This is a genomic window from Eudoraea chungangensis, from assembly GCF_029360665.1.
GTDB classification, from domain to species: domain Bacteria; phylum Bacteroidota; class Bacteroidia; order Flavobacteriales; family Flavobacteriaceae; genus Eudoraea; species Eudoraea chungangensis.
Map to the genome: position 1 here is coordinate 423502 of NZ_JARDUB010000004.1, position 17545 is coordinate 441046.

The 17545-nt window shown below is 37.9% G+C and carries 16 protein-coding genes; 11 read left to right on the top strand and 5 right to left on the bottom strand.

Annotation, left to right across the window (positions count from 1 at the left end; translation table 11 throughout):
* The first annotated feature begins 97 nt into the window (after positions 1–97).
* From PXG98_RS11845 to PXG98_RS11855, 3 genes are all read left to right on the top strand, one after another.
* Complete coding sequence (locus tag PXG98_RS11845) at positions 98–1318, top strand: sensor histidine kinase (RefSeq protein WP_276391350.1); 1221 nt, start codon at positions 98–100, stop codon at positions 1316–1318.
* Positions 1319–1437: 119 nt separating this feature from the next.
* The gene (locus tag PXG98_RS11850; RefSeq protein WP_276391351.1) at positions 1438–3960 is read left to right on the top strand and encodes a M14 metallopeptidase family protein; all 2523 of its coding nucleotides are present in this window, start codon (positions 1438–1440) and stop codon (positions 3958–3960) included.
* A gap of 364 nt (positions 3961–4324) precedes the next feature.
* The gene (locus tag PXG98_RS11855; protein ID WP_276391353.1) at positions 4325–5893 is read left to right on the top strand and encodes an amidohydrolase family protein; all 1569 of its coding nucleotides are present in this window, start codon (positions 4325–4327) and stop codon (positions 5891–5893) included.
* Between the two features lie 123 nt (positions 5894–6016).
* On the opposite strand, the gene PXG98_RS11860 is transcribed toward PXG98_RS11855, so the two are convergent.
* The 3 genes from PXG98_RS11860 to PXG98_RS11870 all read right to left on the bottom strand — a co-directional run bounded on the left by PXG98_RS11860 (position 6017) and on the right by PXG98_RS11870 (position 9749).
* Positions 6017–6274: a hypothetical protein gene (locus PXG98_RS11860; protein WP_276391355.1), complete on the bottom strand. Its 258-nt coding sequence runs from the start codon at positions 6272–6274 to the stop codon at positions 6017–6019.
* A gap of 240 nt (positions 6275–6514) precedes the next feature.
* On the bottom strand, positions 6515–9055 hold the full coding sequence (locus PXG98_RS11865) for an ABC transporter permease (protein WP_276391357.1): 2541 nt from the start codon (positions 9053–9055) through the stop codon (positions 6515–6517).
* 4 nt (positions 9056–9059) lie between these two features.
* Positions 9060–9749 (bottom strand): ABC transporter ATP-binding protein, encoded by a 690-nt coding sequence (locus tag PXG98_RS11870; protein WP_276391359.1) that lies wholly within the window; start codon positions 9747–9749, stop codon positions 9060–9062.
* A gap of 65 nt (positions 9750–9814) precedes the next feature.
* Between PXG98_RS11870 and PXG98_RS11875 the strand changes: the two genes are divergently transcribed.
* The 5 genes from PXG98_RS11875 (at position 9815) to PXG98_RS11895 (ending at position 12390) form a co-directional block, all read left to right on the top strand.
* On the top strand, positions 9815–10513 hold the full coding sequence (locus PXG98_RS11875) for an arylesterase (RefSeq protein WP_276391360.1): 699 nt from the start codon (positions 9815–9817) through the stop codon (positions 10511–10513).
* A 21-nt stretch (positions 10514–10534) separates the two neighbouring features.
* The gene (locus PXG98_RS11880) at positions 10535–10915 is read left to right on the top strand and encodes a hypothetical protein (RefSeq protein WP_276391361.1); all 381 of its coding nucleotides are present in this window, start codon (positions 10535–10537) and stop codon (positions 10913–10915) included.
* A gap of 283 nt (positions 10916–11198) precedes the next feature.
* Positions 11199–11450: a hypothetical protein gene (locus PXG98_RS11885; protein WP_276391362.1), complete on the top strand. Its 252-nt coding sequence runs from the start codon at positions 11199–11201 to the stop codon at positions 11448–11450.
* 69 nt (positions 11451–11519) lie between these two features.
* Complete coding sequence (locus tag PXG98_RS11890) at positions 11520–11912, top strand: hypothetical protein (protein WP_276391363.1); 393 nt, start codon at positions 11520–11522, stop codon at positions 11910–11912.
* Positions 11913–11997: 85 nt separating this feature from the next.
* Complete coding sequence (locus PXG98_RS11895) at positions 11998–12390, top strand: hypothetical protein (RefSeq protein WP_276391365.1); 393 nt, start codon at positions 11998–12000, stop codon at positions 12388–12390.
* Between the two features lie 451 nt (positions 12391–12841).
* On the opposite strand, the gene PXG98_RS11900 is transcribed toward PXG98_RS11895, so the two are convergent.
* Positions 12842–13063, bottom strand: a complete 222-nt coding sequence (locus PXG98_RS11900; protein WP_276391366.1) for a hypothetical protein — start codon at positions 13061–13063, stop codon at positions 12842–12844.
* 164 nt (positions 13064–13227) lie between these two features.
* Positions 13228–13926: a peptidoglycan DD-metalloendopeptidase family protein gene (locus tag PXG98_RS11905; protein ID WP_276391369.1), complete on the bottom strand. Its 699-nt coding sequence runs from the start codon at positions 13924–13926 to the stop codon at positions 13228–13230.
* 110 nt (positions 13927–14036) lie between these two features.
* Here PXG98_RS11905 and msrA point away from each other — a divergent pair, with 110 nt between their 5' ends.
* The 3 genes from msrA (at position 14037) to PXG98_RS11920 (ending at position 17538) form a co-directional block, all read left to right on the top strand.
* Entirely contained in the window at positions 14037–14714 is a 678-nt protein-coding gene (gene msrA, locus PXG98_RS11910; protein ID WP_276391371.1) for a peptide-methionine (S)-S-oxide reductase MsrA, read from the top strand.
* A 104-nt stretch (positions 14715–14818) separates the two neighbouring features.
* The gene (locus tag PXG98_RS11915; RefSeq protein ID WP_276391373.1) at positions 14819–16204 is read left to right on the top strand and encodes a 3-keto-disaccharide hydrolase; all 1386 of its coding nucleotides are present in this window, start codon (positions 14819–14821) and stop codon (positions 16202–16204) included.
* Positions 16205–16209: 5 nt separating this feature from the next.
* Complete coding sequence (locus PXG98_RS11920; protein WP_276391375.1) at positions 16210–17538, top strand: Gfo/Idh/MocA family protein; 1329 nt, start codon at positions 16210–16212, stop codon at positions 17536–17538.
* The last annotated feature ends 7 nt before the right edge of the window (positions 17539–17545 follow it).

Sequence of the window (17545 nt, forward strand, 5' to 3'; positions counted from 1 at the left end):
AAAACATATTTAGTTTTACAGCACAGAAAGTCTCAAGACAGTTATTTTTGGCATGACATTGCCGGTCTTGAAGCTATCAAAAACCAACCTAGAAAATATGGCAGAACTTATTAATTATGAGTTTAACAAAGAAGATAGGGCAAAGCTTACTTTAAAAATTAGCTTATATACTTCGGTCTTTTCTTTTGTCTTTGGAGTAGTATGCCTATTATTTTTGGATATCTATGAAGTAATACCACAGGTTCTTTTCTTGTTTGGCGGACTAAATCTAATAAATACTTTACTTTATAAATCGCATAAGAACTTAGCACTTACCTATAACATTATATCTATCTTAGGCCTTACCTGCGCTACTATTATCACCCTCTATTCCGGAGGAATAAACAGTGCCTTTATTTTTGTTCTGGCCATTGTTGTCTTTGCCGGTTATGCAACCACCAGAGCGTACGGGAAAGTCTATTTGTATTTGGCTGTATTAATTATTGGTTTAATATTCTTTCAAGGTAACTCGGACTTTAGTATTACTAAAAACGTAGTCCCGGAGGGTTCTCAGAATATATTCAGTTTTATTAGTGTACTTTTTGCGGTGTATCTGCTTGGTGGAGTATTGGGAAAGAATTTATTAAAACTTCACACAGATTTATTTAAAGCCAAAACTATAGTAGACGAAAGAATAAAAGAAAAAGAAACCCTACTTCAGGAAGTGCATCATCGTGTTAAAAACAACCTGCAAACTGTTTCTAGTTTACTTAGTCTTCAATCGCGCGGTATTGAAGACCAAAAGGTAAAAAACCTTATTAAGAGTAGTCAAAATAGAGTTATATCTATGGCGATGGTACACGAAATGCTTTATATGAGAGACGATCTATCAAAAATTGAATATAAGTCGTACGTAGAAGAACTCAGCGAGTATTTAGTGAAATCTGTAAAAGGAGCGGACAGTAAGGTACAGGTAAACATTAATATTCCACAGATAGAATTGGGAATCGATACGGCAATCCCCCTAGGACTGCTGATTAACGAAGCGCTTACCAACGCTCTTAAATACGGTATAAAAGACAATGATGAAGGAGTAATACATATTGAGCTCCAAAAAAAAGCCGATAAGAATTATGTGCTAAACATTGGAGATAACGGAGTAGGTTTCCCAGAAGAAGTTAATTTTAAGAATTCTAGGTCCCTAGGACTTAAATTAATACATAATTTGGCTCGCCAACTACAAGGGAGTATTAAGCGAGATCTTTCCAAAAAAGGCACCAACTACATTATCAAATTCCAAGAAATTGGGCAGACAGAATTTCATCCTACCGTTGCTTAAGGTCGAATTTTGAGGATTATACAAAATCCTTTCTTTACAACACAACTCCAAGACTTAGGCCCCTAGTCTTCGACTATTTATACTTATATTTAGGCGACTAATTCAAAAAGACATCCCTCATGAAGAAAATAGTATTTCTATGCACCATTCTATGGTCCTCTACCCTCTTAGCTCAAAACTACTTTTTCGAAAAATACCAACCTTTTAACAGTGCCATTCCCTCTCCTGAAGAATTTCTGGGATATGAAATTGGAGACAGACATACAAGGCACGATCTTATTGTGGCGTACTTAGATAAACTAGCTACCCTTTCAGAGAGGGCATCCTTGGTAGATTATGGCAAAACACACGAAGGAAGAAGGCTTGTCTTTCTAACCATTAGCAGTCCTGAAAACCTTGCCGATTTAGACAATATCCAGAAAAAGCATTTGGCTTATACAGATCCTAATCAATCCCCAGAGGTAGACTCCTCTTTACCTATCGTTATAAATTTGGCCTATAATGTACATGGAAATGAACCTTCTAGTTCGGAAGCTGCTTTATTAACTGCTTATACGCTGGTGGCTTCCCAAAGCAATGAAATAAACAAGTATTTAACTAATGCTGTTATTTTTATAGACCCTACTATCAACCCCGACGGTCGAGACAGGCATACGCAATGGGTTAATAGTTACCAGGGAAATCCTTTAGTGGCAGATCCTCAAGACGCAGAACATAGTGAGTACTGGCCAAGAGGAAGAACCAATCATTATTGGTTCGATTTAAACCGCGATTGGCTGCTTGGTATTAATCCAGAAAGTCGTGCTAAGGTTAGTTGGTATCATACATGGTATCCGAATGTGGTAACAGATTTTCATGAAATGGGAACCCAAAGTACTTATTTCTTTGAACCCATGAAACCGAATGGTTCCTTGGATCCAATTATGCCTAAAGAAAATTATGAAGATCTAAACAATCTGTTTGGAGATTATTTCGCCCAGGCATTAGACAGCATTGGTTCTTTCTATTTCACCAGGGAAGCCTTTGATGGCACCTATCCTGGTTATGGTTCCTCCTATCCGGATATTCAGGGAGGTCTTGGGTTGTTATTTGAACAAGCTAGTTCTAGAGGACATAAACAAACCACCGCTTTTGGAGAAATTACCTTCGCCTTTACCATTCGAAATCAATTTACTTCTAGTATAACTACAGTGAGAGCTGCAGTTGAGAATAAAGAATTTTTACGGCAGTATCAAAAAGACTTTTTTAAGTCGGCCATGTTAAATTCTGCTATTTCAGGAGTAAAAGCCTATCAGTTTGGGGATTCTTATGACAAGAATCGCACTAAAGCATTCATTGATAAACTCTTACTTCACGAAATAGAGGTCTATAAATCTAGTGACACCGATTTTGTTGTTCCAACTTCCCAGCCACAATATAGAATGGTGCAATCTTTCTTTGAAACCTATAATAAGTATAGAGACAGCGTATACTATGACGCCTCTGCCTGGTCCGTTGCTAATTTTTATAACATGAAATTCCAAGGACTAAAAAGGTTTAACAAGGGAGACAGAGTAAACAGCCTGGAAGGCCTTTTCCCGGTAGCAGCCGTGCAAAAATCTGCCTATGCCTATATCTTAGATTGGGACGATTACAATGCGGCGGCTGCCTTATATTTTTTACAGGATAAAGGTTTAGTAGTTTCTTCTTCTTTTAAGCCACTTAACCTCAAAAGCGGAGAAAATAATTTGTCTATGAACTATGGGACACTTGTAATACCGGTAAGTCTTCAGAAAAAGTCTCAGGAAGAAGTCTTTAAAATTGTTTCAGAAGCACAAAAAATATACGAGGTTCCCATTTTTGGAGTAAGCACAGGATATACCGCTAAAGGAATAGATCTGGGAAGCAGATTAGTTAAACCTATTAGCAAACCAAAAGCAGCAATGCTTATTGGGCATGGTACTCGTTCTTATGAAGCAGGAGAAGTATGGCATTTGTTAGACACCCGAGTTCATATGCCAATTACAAAAATTCCCTTACGTAATTTTGGAAGCGCCAAACTAGATACTTATAATACGCTGGTAATGGTCTCCGGAAACTATAAGTTAAGTGAAAAAGAACAAGAAAAAATTTCTAACTGGGTCAAAAATGGAAATACGCTAATCACTATCGGCACGGCATCTAAATGGGCCATTGATAAAAATCTGGTAAAGGAAAAACTAACGACCGTTGAAAAGGATAGTTCGGAAGTAAAAAGACTGCCCTATGTAGACTCTCCGGAAAACATGGGGAGAGAAGAGGTTGGCGGGGTTATTCTTAGAGCAGATTTGGATAGAACACATCCTCTGGGATTCGGTTATAGAGACCAGAGCATTCCTGTTTATAAAAATAATAATGTTTGGTTGTCTCCAAGCAAAAATGAATATTCTACGGTTCTCAGGTATTCTAAAAAACCTCATATCGATGGCTACATTAGTGAAACCAATACCGAAGACTATTTAAAACCATCTGCTTCCTTAATTGTTAGTCCCTTAGGTTCCGGGAGAGTAGTACTTTTCGCAGACAATCCAAACTTTAGGGGTTCCTGGTATGGCACCAACAGGCTATTTTTAAATGCTATTTTTCTGGGAGACAAGATTAGGGTTCCGCGGAATACCGATTAATTTCTGTCAGTTCATGAATAAAGAGGAGATAAGATAGAAATATACGCCCTAAGAGTGGGCACAATCGTAAATTTAGTAATGGCGTTAGCCGGATGATTGGCTTACTATTTCTCTAATTCGGAAGCACCACAGCTGTATAATAAAAGTATTAATCCCGATACTGCCGCGTTATAATTAATTTGTCTGATGTCGTTTTTTTTAAATATAGGAAATTTTACCTGTGAAAATGGATTCTTAAGGGCAATATTTTTTCTAGAAAATTGGTGTATAAAACAGGAAACATTATTCTCTTTTCATAGCCAATGTCTCGAAGGATTCCTATATTTTTACATTAGATTCCTTACTAAATTTAAGTCGTTATTATATGCGAAAAAGAAAACTTCATGTTATAATTATAATTCTATTCACCCTTAGTGTAAAGGCTCAAAACTCTCTTAGCGAAGGACCTTTTGAACAACTTATCATCCGAGGAGTTACCTTAATCAATGGCAATGGTGCCCCACCATTAGGACCGGTAGATATCGAAGTGGTTAACAATAGAATTAAGACCGTAGAAGTTGTTGGCTATCCGGGAGTGGCCATAAAAGATTCCGATAGACCACAGCTTAAAGATGGTGGAAAAGAACTGAATTGTGAAGGTATGTATTTACTCCCCGGTTTTGTAGATATGCACGGGCATATAGGGGGTATAGCCCAAGGAGCAGAACCCGAATATGTCTTCCGCCTTTGGATGGCCCATGGGATAACAACCGTCAGGGAACCTAGTGGGAGAGGGGTAGATTTTGCCCTAGATTTAAAGAAGAAAAGTGCTGAAAATACCATTGTTGCCCCTCGAATTTTGGCATATACAGGTTTTGGACAAGGTAGCGATGGTACCATAAATACACCAGAAAAAGCCAGGGAATGGGTTCGAAAGAATGCACAGAAAGGAGCCGATGGAGTTAAATTTTTCGGAGCTGAGCCAGAAATCATGGCCGCAGCTTTAGAGGAAAATAAAAAATTGGGCTTACGTTCTGCCTGCCATCATGCACAACTTAGTGTGGCGCGTTGGAATGTACTTAATTCGGCTCGGGCCGGATTAACAAGTATGGAACATTGGTACGGCCTTCCGGAGGCCTTGTTTGAAGACCGAACTGTTCAGGACTATCCCCTTAACTACAATTACAATAATGAGCAGGATAGATTTGAGGAAGCAGGTAAACTCTGGCAGCAGGCTGCAAAACCGTATTCGGATCACTGGAACAAAGTCATGGACGAACTAATTTCACTTGATTTTACCCTGGATCCTACCTTTAATATTTACGAGGCAAGCCGGGACTTGCAAAGAGCTAGAAGAGCAGAATGGCATGAAGAATATACCCTACCCTCTCTTTGGGATTTTTACCAACCAAGTATGGTAAGCCATGGTTCTTACTGGCATTATTGGGGCACGGAACAGGAAGTAGTCTGGAAAAAAAATTACGCGCTTTGGATGACCTTTGTAAACGAGTATAAAAACAGAGGAGGAAGAGTTACCACTGGGTCCGATTCTGGTTTTATTTTTCAACTTTATGGTTTCGCCTATATCAGGGAAATGGAATTGCTTAGGGAGGCGGGTTTTCATCCTTTAGAGATAATACAATCTGCTACCCTAAACGGAGCTGAAGCCTTAGGTATGGAAGACCAAATTGGTACGGTTACCGAAGGTAAATTAGCCGATTTTGTAATTCTTGAGGAAAACCCATTAGAAAACCTAAAAGTCCTCTATGGGACAGGGGCCATTAAACTTACAGAAAACAATGAAGTAGTCCGCGTAGGCGGTGTAAAATACACCATCAAAGATGGTATCATCTACGATGCCAAAGGATTACTTAAAGAAGTTAAGGAAATGGTTAAGGCCGAAAAAGTAAAGCGCAACTATGAAATAAAACAACCGGGAATCAAGTCCCGTTAGATGCGTTTGTTTCAGCGCAACTTCAATGGTCTTAGAATGCCTTTAGTTTTCGGAAAAATTAATAAATAGCTGAATAGCAGTGCAAAAAGCACAATGGATACAAATAAGATCATAAGTAGGTATTTATGTTAATTTGGGTCTGTCCTTGGCTGTAGTAAAAGACAAGGCTTTTTTTATTCTTGCATTTTTGAATTTGTATAATCTCGCATAGGAATCTTCTTTGGACTCCTTAACTTTTGTGAAAGTTGGAACATCAGTAATGCCAGGAAGCAAAACAACATCCATTTCAAAAGATTTAACTTTTTCATAGGAGAATGATTTTTGAGCCTGAGCCGATAAACTCATACAAACTAATAATACAAAGGGTAATAAGGTTTTCATTATGTTAAGATTGGGTACATTAAAATAACGATAGAATGTAAAATTGGGGTAGAAATAATCGTTGTAGAGCGCAATTAATCGGGTACTTCACGCGAATATCGATTAGGGGTCTTATATCTTCGATAAACAGATTTATTTCTCTTTACCACATATCGATTTTATTTGCCTTTTACCGCAATAATCTATCGCAAAAAAGAGACGAAGGTCTATTATTTAAAAGTAAAAGCAGTGTATTCGACCCTAGTCTCCTTCTTTTCTTAACACTTCAAGAGGTGGGCTTAATAAAACGGATCGGCTATTGGAAAGGCCTATGAGCAAAACAATTAAGGTTATACCGGGCATCAGCACTGCAAAAGGAATCCATGAAGGCACAAAGGGAGTTTTAAAAATAAAATTCGCCAGCATTTGGCTGCTAATTAAGGATAACAATATACCTATACCACTGCCAAGAGCGCCTAAATAAAAATACTCCAGAGCTGTAATTTGAAGTATTTGATTGCCCTTAGCCCCTAACGTCCTGAGCAAAACACTCTCTTTTATGCGCTGGTATTTGCTGGTTCTAACTGCTCCTATAAGTACAATTATCCCAGTAAGTATGCTAAAGAATGCCATAAAATTAATAACCCAGGAAATTTTTGTTAGCACTTCTTCTATTAAACTTACGATTTGTCGCAAATCCAAGACGGAAATATTTGGAAACTTTTGTACCAAGCTCTTTTGTAAACTAGCAGATGCGCTTACATCAGGTGCATTGGTGGTCATTACATGGAACTGGGGAGCTTTTTCTAGTACGGCCGTTGGAAAAACTATGGAAAAATTAGGCTGCATTCTGGCCCAATCTACTTCCCTAAAGCTAGATACCTGAGTTTCCATCAATACTCCTTGAACATTAAAAACAATCGTATCTCCTACCTTAAGCTGCGCGTCTCTGGCAATATTGTCGGCAACCGAAATGGGAATTGGACCAACATTGTCATAGTTTCCCACCCAGTCTCCCTCGGTAAGAACTTCAGAAGAAATAAGGGAATCTCGGTACGTTACCCTAAACTCATGATTTAAAACCCACTTGTTCATGGTAGTAACCGTATCATTTCTAAGTTCATTCACAGCTCTTCCCTTTAGGGTCTGAATACGCATGGTTACGATTGGAATATCATCGATTACCGATAGACCTTGCGGGGTAATATTATTACGAACTTCTTCTTTTTGTTCACTTTGTATGTCTAAAAGGATAATATTTGGACTGTCCGAACTACTTTCTAGTTGGGTCATTGCCAATAACATATCTTTGGTAAAATAAAGGTTACTGATTAAAAAAGCACCGACGCCAATAGCGACTAATAAAATTACGGTCTGATTGTTTGGACGAAAAAGGTTTAATAAACTTTGCCGACTTGTAAAACTCCATTTTTTAGGAAAATACTTTCTAATAAGGTGCATCAATAAACTTGCAATTCCCACGAGAATCGCAAAGGTAATTGCAACGCCCAGTACAAATCCCAGCGCAAATTTTGTATTATCTAATAACCAAAGGGAAAACAGAAATACGCTAAGGACAATTAAAGTAAGAACAACAATCCTCTCCTTATACCCTTTTCTTTTCTTTGACTCGTCTATTCGCAAGACTTGCAAAGGAGAAACATACCAGGTATTTAATAAGGGAAGTAATGCAAAAAGAACCGACATAAAAATTCCAAGAAGCAGCCCCATGACAATAGGCTGTACCGCCAAGGAAACTTCAATTTCAAAAGGCAAAAATCCTTTTAATACAGTCGGAAAACTCAGTTGCAACAAAACTCCTGCCAATGTTCCAGCGAGGCCTCCCAAGAAACCCATACCAACAATCTGTATTAAAAAAATACTGAAGGTTTGCTTTCTGGAAGCCCCCAAACACTTAAGAACTGCTATGGCCTTTAACTTTTCCCTGATATAAATTTGGATAGAACTGGCTATTCCTACACAACCTAATAGGAGCGCTATAAAAGCAACCAAGTTCAAAAACTTGCCCACGTTGGCATAAGAGCGTCCCATCCGTCTGCTTCCAGACAGATGTGTATCCATATCTGCCTTTTCATTATCTAGAATTGGATCAATCGTCTTGTCTAAAACATCGAGATCTGTAGTATCGGATATTTTAAAATAATAATTGTAGTCTAGTCTACTACCAATCTGTATTAATCCGGTTTCTTCTACAGAAGAATAGGGAATAATAACTGGCGGAGCTACCGAACTCGCAAAGGCACTATTGCCTGGTGCAGAGACCAAAGTTCCCATAATTGGGAAAAGTTTATCACCAATTTTTATCTGGTCCCCAACTTGTAATTCAAACTGCAGCATCACAGTTGCGTCTACCAAGGCACCTTTTTCCTGTAAATATTCGTTCGCAGCTTCAGAAGGTTCTGTTTCCAAGGTTCCATACAGAGGAAAGTCGCCTTCTATTCCCCTAATTCGAACTAGTTTGGTATTGCCATTTTTAGGAAAAGAAGCCATGGAAGCAAAATTAAGTTCCTTGGCCTTAAACCCTCCTAAAGAATCCATGATCTCCTTTACACGTTCATTAGGCAGCTGTTTGGTATCTATAATAAAATCGGCACCCATCAAGGCCTTAGACTGAATACCTATATTATCTGTTAGATTATCACTAAAAGACTGTATAGAAACAAGGGCCGCAATTCCCAAGATAATGGAGGCCATAAAAAGTATTAGTCTTCCCCCGCTGGCCCTACCATCTCGCCAGGCCATTTTGAACAGCCACTTAATTCCAGCTTTTTCTTTGTTCATATCTTTAGGTTAAAATCACCTTTTCATTCGCAATAATCTTACCTCCCTTAAGACGAAGAATATGCTGTGTTCTTTGTGCCAATTCCAAATCGTGTGTAACTATTACCAAGGTTGTTCCGGCTTCTTTATTGAGCTCAAACAGGAGTTTAATTACTTTTTCTCCCGTTTCTTCATCCAGATTTCCCGTAGGCTCATCCGCAAAAAGAATGCTTGGCTTATTACTAAAGGCTCTAGCCAGAGCTACTCTCTGTTGTTCTCCGCCAGAAAGTTGTGAAGGATAGTGGTCTAGTCTTTCTTCTAATCCCACTTTTTTTAGCAATCCAATGCTTCTCTCTTTGGCAGATGCATCCCCTTGTAATTCTAAGGGAACACTTACATTTTCTAATGCTGTCAAGGTGGGTAGTAATTGAAAGTCCTGAAATATAAAACCCACTTCCCGATTTCGAAGAAGGGCTCTTTCATCTTCATTTAGATTGCCGATATCGGATCCACATAATTCAACCTTACCTGTATCGGCAGTATCTAAGCCTGCACAAAGCCCAAGAAGGGTAGTTTTCCCACTACCTGAAGGCCCGACTATTGAAAAAGTATCTCCGGCTTCTATTGCGAAAGAAATCCCATCCAACACCTTAAGTTTTTTAGATCCGCTTTGGTAAGTCTTCGCTAGTTCATCAACGTTTAATATCTTTGGCATGGGCAAGGGTATATTTATTTAAGCCCAACAAAATAAGGAAATGATTTTGACTTATTGACCAAATTATGACGCGCACAATCTTAAAGTTTCGTTATTTTTTTTACCTGCTCTTATTATTGGGGTGTGGAGAAACGAACAGTTCAAAAGAAAAAGGGTCTTCCACAACGGAAAAGGAGGAGGTAGCCGAAGAAAAAGTTACACAGGAGAAAGTAATTGTCTTTTTTGGTGATAGTTTAACGGCAGGCTACGGACTTAGTACAGAAGAAGCCTTTCCTGCCTTAATACAACAATATCTAGATTCACTGAATTTAAACTACAGTGTAATAAATGCCGGATTAAGTGGTGAAACTACGGCCAGTGGTAAGAACCGCCTAGGATGGGTCTTAAATCAAGAAGCGGATGTTTTTGTACTGGAATTAGGAGCTAATGATGGCTTAAGGGGTATTCCTTTGTCTGAAACCAGACAAAACCTGCAAGACATACTAGATGCCGTTAAAGAACAAAACCCTGATACGAGAATAATTCTTGCAGGAATGCAAATCCCCCCGAACATGGGTCAGGAATACACCGAAGAATTCAGGAAGATTTTCCCGGAAATAACCCAAAAAAATGAAGCTGTATTAATTCCATTTCTGCTAGACGGGGTAGCTGGTATCTCTAGTCTAAATCTGGAAGATGGTATTCATCCCACAGCAGAGGGACATAAAATTGTGGCTGGCAATGTGTGGAAGGTATTGGCCCCAGTTTTAAATACCGACTATTAATAATACAACATCCGATACGCCATGAACATCGAAAATACTATAGACGCTTTATTCTGGATAGACCAAATAGCTGCCACTGTCTGGATAATCCTCTCGCTTATAATGTTCTGGATACTATACCAGTTATACGCCTTGGAGAGTAAGGAACATCCTGTTTTTAAGTTTGGTGTCTTCTTATTGGTCTTGGTTTGGTTATACCCAGTTTACACCTTTCTGTTTAATCAGATAGAAGTTGGTTTTGCTGGTAATTTATTAACCTTATGGGCTACTTCTCATTATATACTTAAACTAAAAAAACTCGCGTTTAAGCAGTATCTTTTGTTACTGCCACAGATAGTTTGGCTGCTTGTTGCTACTTTTTACGTGGGCTGCCTATTAGCAGAAAAGTATATGATGGCCTAACAAAATAGCCTGCAACCCATTAAATATTAAATAGTTGCGCTGGTCTTCGACAGGCGAAATAATTTTTTTTCAGCTTCTTTTTCTTTATTTTTAAGAGAATTCTTGCAAGACAGGAAAGCAGGTACCCGGCTTAAGTAAAAGTAAAAAGGGTCTATAAATGTTTTTTACGGTAGAGATTAATTGGAAATTATCTACAGTCCTTGGTCTTTTTATGCTTTTGCAGAGCTACATAACCTAGAATAAAACTCCGGTTACCCTGGATGAAACATTCCAATCAGAATTAATGACCAAAGTATACATGTCTATGGTTAAAATACAAACGTCTAAAAAAATTGAATTTGAAGAAGAAGTTTACCAAGGTTTGGATATGAAAAACGGAAATGTAATACGCTATGCCTTAAATCCCGACAATATAGAAAAGATTCGGACTAAGGATAAACAGAAATCAACTCTCTTAACTCTAGCGGTAGTTATGGTCCCTTCTACAATCTTAGCTGTGCCATTGGCTAAAGAAGAAATAGATGATGCCCATTGAACTATATATCTGGCTAATAATTAAGTATTTTTCACCACTGGCTATGCCATAGGATAATATAACGCTAATATGAATCTAAATTTATTCTCTAAGAAGCTATCCCTTTTTTTTCTAACCTTCTTAATTCTTTTACAAAGTTGTCAGGTATATGACAAAGGGTCTGTAAGCCTTGAAGAGGCCTCGAAAACAGAACTACGTGCAAAAATTAGTACGGTAGATGTTGCGAAAATTAAATATAAAAAGATTGTATTCGAGAATCAGGAATATTTCGGCCTCAAGAAGAAAAATGGGAATTGGGTTAAATTTCCGTTACGGCAACAAAATATTGAAACCCTAAGACTACAAAACAAAAAAAAGTCCACCTGGGCTACTGTGGGATTAGCACTCGGCTTTCCTATTTTCCTTATTCTACTCGCAGCATTGTATTGTGGGACGGAAGGATGTATTAAATTGTGGGACTGAAGGATGTATTAATTGGAACAACTAGGCGCTTATAGTAGGAAAAATAGAAAACATACCCTATTTAGTGGTACTAACCATACTGGAAATGAAAATTAAAAATAAATACAGGCAATACTTGTGCACCCTCTTAGTAGTGCTTTTGTTATTGCAAAGTTGTCAGGTTTATCATAAAACTTCTGTTAATTTAGAAGAGGCTTTACAAGCCCAACTTCCTGTTAAAATAATATCAAAAACACAAGAAAAGTCTGTCTACAAAAAAATTGTTTTCGAAAATCAAAACTATTTTGGTCTAGATAGGAAGAATGGCAATATTGTAAAATACCCTCTGGAACATGAATTTATTGAAAAAATACTAATAAAAGATAAAACCGCATCGACCTGGTTAACTATTGGTATTATTTTGATACCCTCTCTTGTTTTTACTTTTCTGATTGGAAATAATGTTGTTGAAAAAAGTATTAATACCTCATTCTTATAATGAAATTAATGGGGACAAATAAAACAGTATTTTTTATTTTGTCGCTCCTGGTTACCATTCCAGGCTGTCAGATATACCAACCAGTTCCTGTTAGCTTAGAGGAGGCCGCCAATTCCAGTTTAAAAACCAAAATTGTAACGCATAATGGGATAATTTACACTACAAAAAAATCATAGCTGAAAAGCAGCAGTTTTTTGGGTTGAAAAAAAAGAATGGCAACTTGGTTAAATTTCCTTTAGATGAGGAGGAGATAGCCGCTATTCTAGTTAAGGATAAAAAGAAATCTTCATGGGCAAATTTTCTTTTAATTGTAGGTATTCCTCTAGGAATCTCTTTTATATTGCTTATTATTATCCTTTTAACATGGGGCTATTAGCATAAATATCTAATGGGCACCCACACCTATGTTCAACCAGGTTTTTCTACGGTTACAATAATAATAATGGGTTTTCTATATTAATTTAGGCCTGTCTTTTTTTGTCAAAAACAATAAAGCCTGTTTGATCCGGCTGTTTTTATGTTTGTAGAGACGAACGAGGGTGTTTTGTTCTTGTACTGTTTGAACAATACCGATTTTTATCGTTTCTACTTTCACTTCTTTCTTTTTTTCCTGTCCATAAGTCATTAAACCTATTAATAGGAAGACTGGTAAAATTTTACTTGCTTTCATCATTTGGGGACGTTTTATACAATAAAACGCCCCCCAATGGCTCATCTTGTATTAGGAGCACCTAAAATTCACATATTCTCGGTCATTAGCACAAAGCTCGATGAAAAGTACAATTATATCGACAAACGGAAAGAGTACAAAGAACAATAGACCGATGTAAACGGTTTTTAATCGATTTTTACAGCATCAATTTTTAAAAGTAAATTAGGATTGGGACAGTTATTGGAATAAAACGGTATTTCAGCCGAAGAACAAACACCCGGATAGTCTCCCTTTTTTTGACCAATATGGTGAATGAGCTGAAAGTGCAAATGCGGGGCGTAATTAACATTAATCGCAGGTTCGCCCAATCTGCCTAAAACATTACCCTTTTTAAATTCTTTTCCTACGTACAAATCATTTAAGGAATCAATAGATAAATGTCCATACAAACTGTAAAAGACAATATCTTTCTTCTTATGTTCCAGAATAATGGTAGGTCCATAATCGCCCTTTACCGCATTATTCTTAAAACTGTGTATCTTCCCATCCATCGGACTAAGAACCTCTGTTCCTACCCTTGCCCATAAGTCTATTCCCAAGTGTATATTTCGTTCGTCTTTAACCGAAGTATTAAAAGCGCTGTGCACCTTGTATAAACTTCGTTTTTCTAAGTACCCGCCATAGGCAATTTTAGCATTTTTCCGGGAAAGGACTTTCTCGATATATGCCTGGCATTGATGGGGGTCAGAAATATTTATATGACTTAATTCCTTATTTACTGTGGATAAATCTATAGACACATAGTGCTTCAAATCTACAGTACCCTTTAAAAGAAATATGGGAGTCTGAGATGTTTGTATGAGTAAATCCTTTAGGTTCTTCATTGTGATAATACAATTTACAGCCTGTCAAAAATAGAACTAGAAATCATAATTAACAGCTTTTTAACCACGATTAAAAAAAGAATTAATGAATTTTGAGCAAAATAATTGCAATGAAAATTTTCACTACACTCCTCTTTGCAGGAATTTTTGTCACCTCTCTTGGCTGTCAGACAAAAATTAAGAATGAAAACAAAGCGGTCAATGAAATGGCTGTGGCAGAAAAATGGTCCGAACAGGATTTGGAAGGTTTTGAAACCGCATATTTCGCCAGTGGATGTTTCTGGTGCGTAGAAGCAATTTTTGAAAGCGTGAAAGGAGTTAAAGAGGTAGTTTCCGGCTATTCTGGGGGATTAGAAGAAAACCCAACTTATGAGCAGGTTGGTTATGGCAGAACCACTCATGCTGAGGCTGTAAAGGTCTATTACGATCCTGAAAAAATCAGTTTTATAGAATTGGTTCAGGTCTTCTTTGGATCTCACGATCCTACCAGTTTAAACAGACAAGGTCCGGATCGGGGTCCGCAATACCGTTCAATTGCCTTTTACAAAAATGCAGAAGAGCAAAAAATCATTGAATCCTATAAAAAAGCGCTAGAAGATAAGATGGTTTATGATAGGCCAATAGTGACAGAGGTAAAGGCCTTTGATGTATTTTATGATGCTGAGGATTACCATCAGGACTACGAAAGGAAAAATCCAAACAACTCTTATATTAGACAAGTATCTATTCCGCGTCTTAAACGATTCAAAAGCAATTTTCCAGAGTATTTAAAAGAAGAGTCTCATTAACGGTTTGTGTGTTTTAATAAATATAAGCGACTTTTAAAGGTCGCTTTTTTTATTTGCTAAATGTATCCCTATATTTAAGGATTACAAAAACAGAACTACTTCTAATGAAATTCCTAAAAAACAACCTGCCCCTCAGTCTATTTACAATTATTCTTCTTCTGGTATTCGGAGCCTGTGAAAACCAACCCAAAGATTTAACCCCATGGAAATCTATTTTTAATGGAACCTCTTTTGACGGATGGAGTATAAAGGGAGGAACTGCCGAATATGAAATTCGGGACGGTATCATCGTAGGCAAAACGGTGTATAATACTCCCAACACTTTTTTAACTACAGATATGCTTTATGGAGATTTTATTTTGGAATTAGATTATATGGTAGACTCTACGATGAACTCTGGTATACAAATAAGGAGTAATAGCCTCCCACACTATAGAAATGGCACGGTCCATGGGTATCAAATAGAAATAGATCCTTCCGAACGCGCATGGAGCGCCGGGATATACGATGAGCAAAGAAGGGGTTGGCTATGTACCTTAGAAGATAATCCTAAAGCGCAAAAAGCTTTTAAACAAAATAGCTGGAATCACTATAGAATCGAGGCCATTGGCGACACTTTAAAAACATGGATAAACGGTGTTTCTGCCGCACATTTAATAGACGACAAAACAGCAAAGGGATTTATTGGCCTTCAAGTACATAGCATTGGAAAAGACAAAAAGGAAGGCACGGAGATTAAATGGAAAAACGTAAATATACTAACGGATAGTTTATACAAATACAGTAAAAAGAGCGATCTAAAACCTGTAATAACGAAGAATGCTTTAACCATAAGTGAAAAAGAATCCGGATACCATATGCTTTGGGATGGTACAAGTACAGCAGGCTGGCGAGGCGCGCGTTTAGAAGAATTTCCTGAAGAGGGCTGGGTTATCAATAATGGCGAGCTTACGGTCTTGGCTTCAGGAGGAGAAGAATCATCTGCAGGTGGCGATATAGTAACCAAAGAAGTATTTGGAAATTTTGAATTGCAAGTCGATTTTAAGCTTACAAAAGGAGCTAATAGTGGTATAAAATACTATGTGAATACAGATATAAATAAAGGTCCTGGTTCATCCATCGGGTTAGAATACCAAATTTTAGATGATGCTGTACACCCGGATGCTAAACTTGGGAATCATGAAGGAAGCAGAACTATTGCCTCCTTGTACGACCTTATTATGGCCCATCCAGACAAACCCGTAAAGCCGATAGGAGAATGGAATCATGCAAGAATAGTCTCTGATTCTGCTCATGTGGAACACTGGTTAAATGGAATGAAGGTCTTAGAATATGAAAGAGGAAGTGCCATGTATAAAAAACTGGTCGCCGAGAGCAAATACAAGGTATGGCCCAATTTTGGTGAGGCTAAAGAAGGACATATTTTACTGCAGGATCACGGCGATCTGGTTTCCTTTAAAAATATTAAAATAAAACCTATCATAAATTAAAAATAATGACTACTAGACGCAATTTTATCAAAAAAACCACAGCTGGCAGTGCAGCGATAACCATAGGCGCTATGAGTATTCCAGGTATTTCTAATGCCAATCTTTTCTCCTCAAATGATCAGTTACAAGTGGCTGTAGTTGGTATAAGAAGCAGGGCAAAAGCGCTGACCATGGGAATCAACAAAAGCCCCAATGTTAAGATAATTTATAACTGCGACGTAGATGACAAAATAATAGAAGAGCACAATGCATGGAGTAAAAAAACCATTGGTTATGTACCTAAAGTAGAAAAGGATTTTAGAAAAATGCTAGAGGACAAAGATGTTGATGCGGTTTTTATCGCCACCCCGGAGCACTGGCACGCACCAATGGCAATACTAGCCCTTCAAGCGGGCAAACATGTTTATGTAGAAAAGCCCTGTAGTCATAATCCCTGGGAAAATGATTTATTAGTTGCTGCACAAAAAAAGTACGGAAAAAAAGTACAAATGGGAAATCAGCAACGCTCCGCAAAGACTTCTATCATGGCCATTCAGGATATTAGAAATGGTATTATTGGGGACGTTTATAAAGGGGAGGCTTATTATTCTAATAATAGAGGAAGTATTGGAGAGGGAAGACCTATAGATGTTCCTTCTACCTTAGACTGGGAACTCTGGCAAGGACCTGCTCCGAGAAAGGCTTATAAAGATAATGTACACCCCTATAATTGGCACTGGTTCCGTAACTGGGGTACCGGAGAGATTCATAATAATGGTACCCACGAAATTGATATTTGCCGATGGGCGCTTGGTGTAGATTTACCAGAGACCGTAACTTCCTTTGGCGGAAAATACACCTATCAGGACGATTGGGAATTTGTAGACAACCAGCAGGTTACTTATTCTTTTTCAGGAAATAAATTTATAACCTGGAATGGGCACAGTCGTGGGCAGATGAAACCAGCAAGACCTGGAAGAGGTGCAACGATCTATGGAAGTAAGGGTAGTATGGAACTGAGTAGAGAAAGTTACAAATTATATGGCCTGGACGGTAAGATTATAAAAACAGAATTAGAAAGTGGCAGCAGTGCAACTATTGATACTATGGGAGCCGGTGATCTGGATGGAATGCATATCGCTAACTTCTTTAATGCTATTAGAAAAGATGAGCCGCAGAATTCTCCAATAAGCGACGCAAGTATTACGACCATGCTTTGCCATCTGGGTAACATGGCACAAGATGCCGGCGAAACCTTAAAGATTGATACTACTACGGGTAAAGTACTAAACAATGAGAAGGCTATGGCCGGTTGGAAACGGGAGTACGAAAGTGGTTGGGAACCAAAATTATAGATCTATC

Excerpts from the sequence above, each read along its gene's own strand:
- PXG98_RS11845 (WP_276391350.1), top strand. The coding sequence starts at position 98 with ATGGCAGAACTTATTAATTATGAGTTTAACAAAGAAGATAGGGCAAAG.
- PXG98_RS11850 (WP_276391351.1), top strand. The coding sequence starts at position 1,438 with ATGAAGAAAATAGTATTTCTATGCACCATTCTATGGTCCTCTACCCTC.
- PXG98_RS11855 (WP_276391353.1), top strand. The coding sequence starts at position 4,325 with ATGCGAAAAAGAAAACTTCATGTTATAATTATAATTCTATTCACCCTT.
- PXG98_RS11860 (WP_276391355.1), bottom strand. The coding sequence starts at position 6,274 with ATGAAAACCTTATTACCCTTTGTATTATTAGTTTGTATGAGTTTATCG.
- PXG98_RS11865 (WP_276391357.1), bottom strand. The coding sequence starts at position 9,055 with ATGAACAAAGAAAAAGCTGGAATTAAGTGGCTGTTCAAAATGGCCTGG.
- PXG98_RS11870 (WP_276391359.1), bottom strand. The coding sequence starts at position 9,749 with ATGCCAAAGATATTAAACGTTGATGAACTAGCGAAGACTTACCAAAGC.
- PXG98_RS11875 (WP_276391360.1), top strand. The coding sequence starts at position 9,815 with ATGACGCGCACAATCTTAAAGTTTCGTTATTTTTTTTACCTGCTCTTA.
- PXG98_RS11880 (WP_276391361.1), top strand. The coding sequence starts at position 10,535 with ATGAACATCGAAAATACTATAGACGCTTTATTCTGGATAGACCAAATA.
- PXG98_RS11885 (WP_276391362.1), top strand. The coding sequence starts at position 11,199 with ATGACCAAAGTATACATGTCTATGGTTAAAATACAAACGTCTAAAAAA.
- PXG98_RS11890 (WP_276391363.1), top strand. The coding sequence starts at position 11,520 with ATGAATCTAAATTTATTCTCTAAGAAGCTATCCCTTTTTTTTCTAACC.
- PXG98_RS11895 (WP_276391365.1), top strand. The coding sequence starts at position 11,998 with ATGAAAATTAAAAATAAATACAGGCAATACTTGTGCACCCTCTTAGTA.
- PXG98_RS11900 (WP_276391366.1), bottom strand. The coding sequence starts at position 13,063 with ATGATGAAAGCAAGTAAAATTTTACCAGTCTTCCTATTAATAGGTTTA.
- PXG98_RS11905 (WP_276391369.1), bottom strand. The coding sequence starts at position 13,926 with ATGAAGAACCTAAAGGATTTACTCATACAAACATCTCAGACTCCCATA.
- msrA (WP_276391371.1), top strand. The coding sequence starts at position 14,037 with ATGAAAATTTTCACTACACTCCTCTTTGCAGGAATTTTTGTCACCTCT.
- PXG98_RS11915 (WP_276391373.1), top strand. The coding sequence starts at position 14,819 with ATGAAATTCCTAAAAAACAACCTGCCCCTCAGTCTATTTACAATTATT.
- PXG98_RS11920 (WP_276391375.1), top strand. The coding sequence starts at position 16,210 with ATGACTACTAGACGCAATTTTATCAAAAAAACCACAGCTGGCAGTGCA.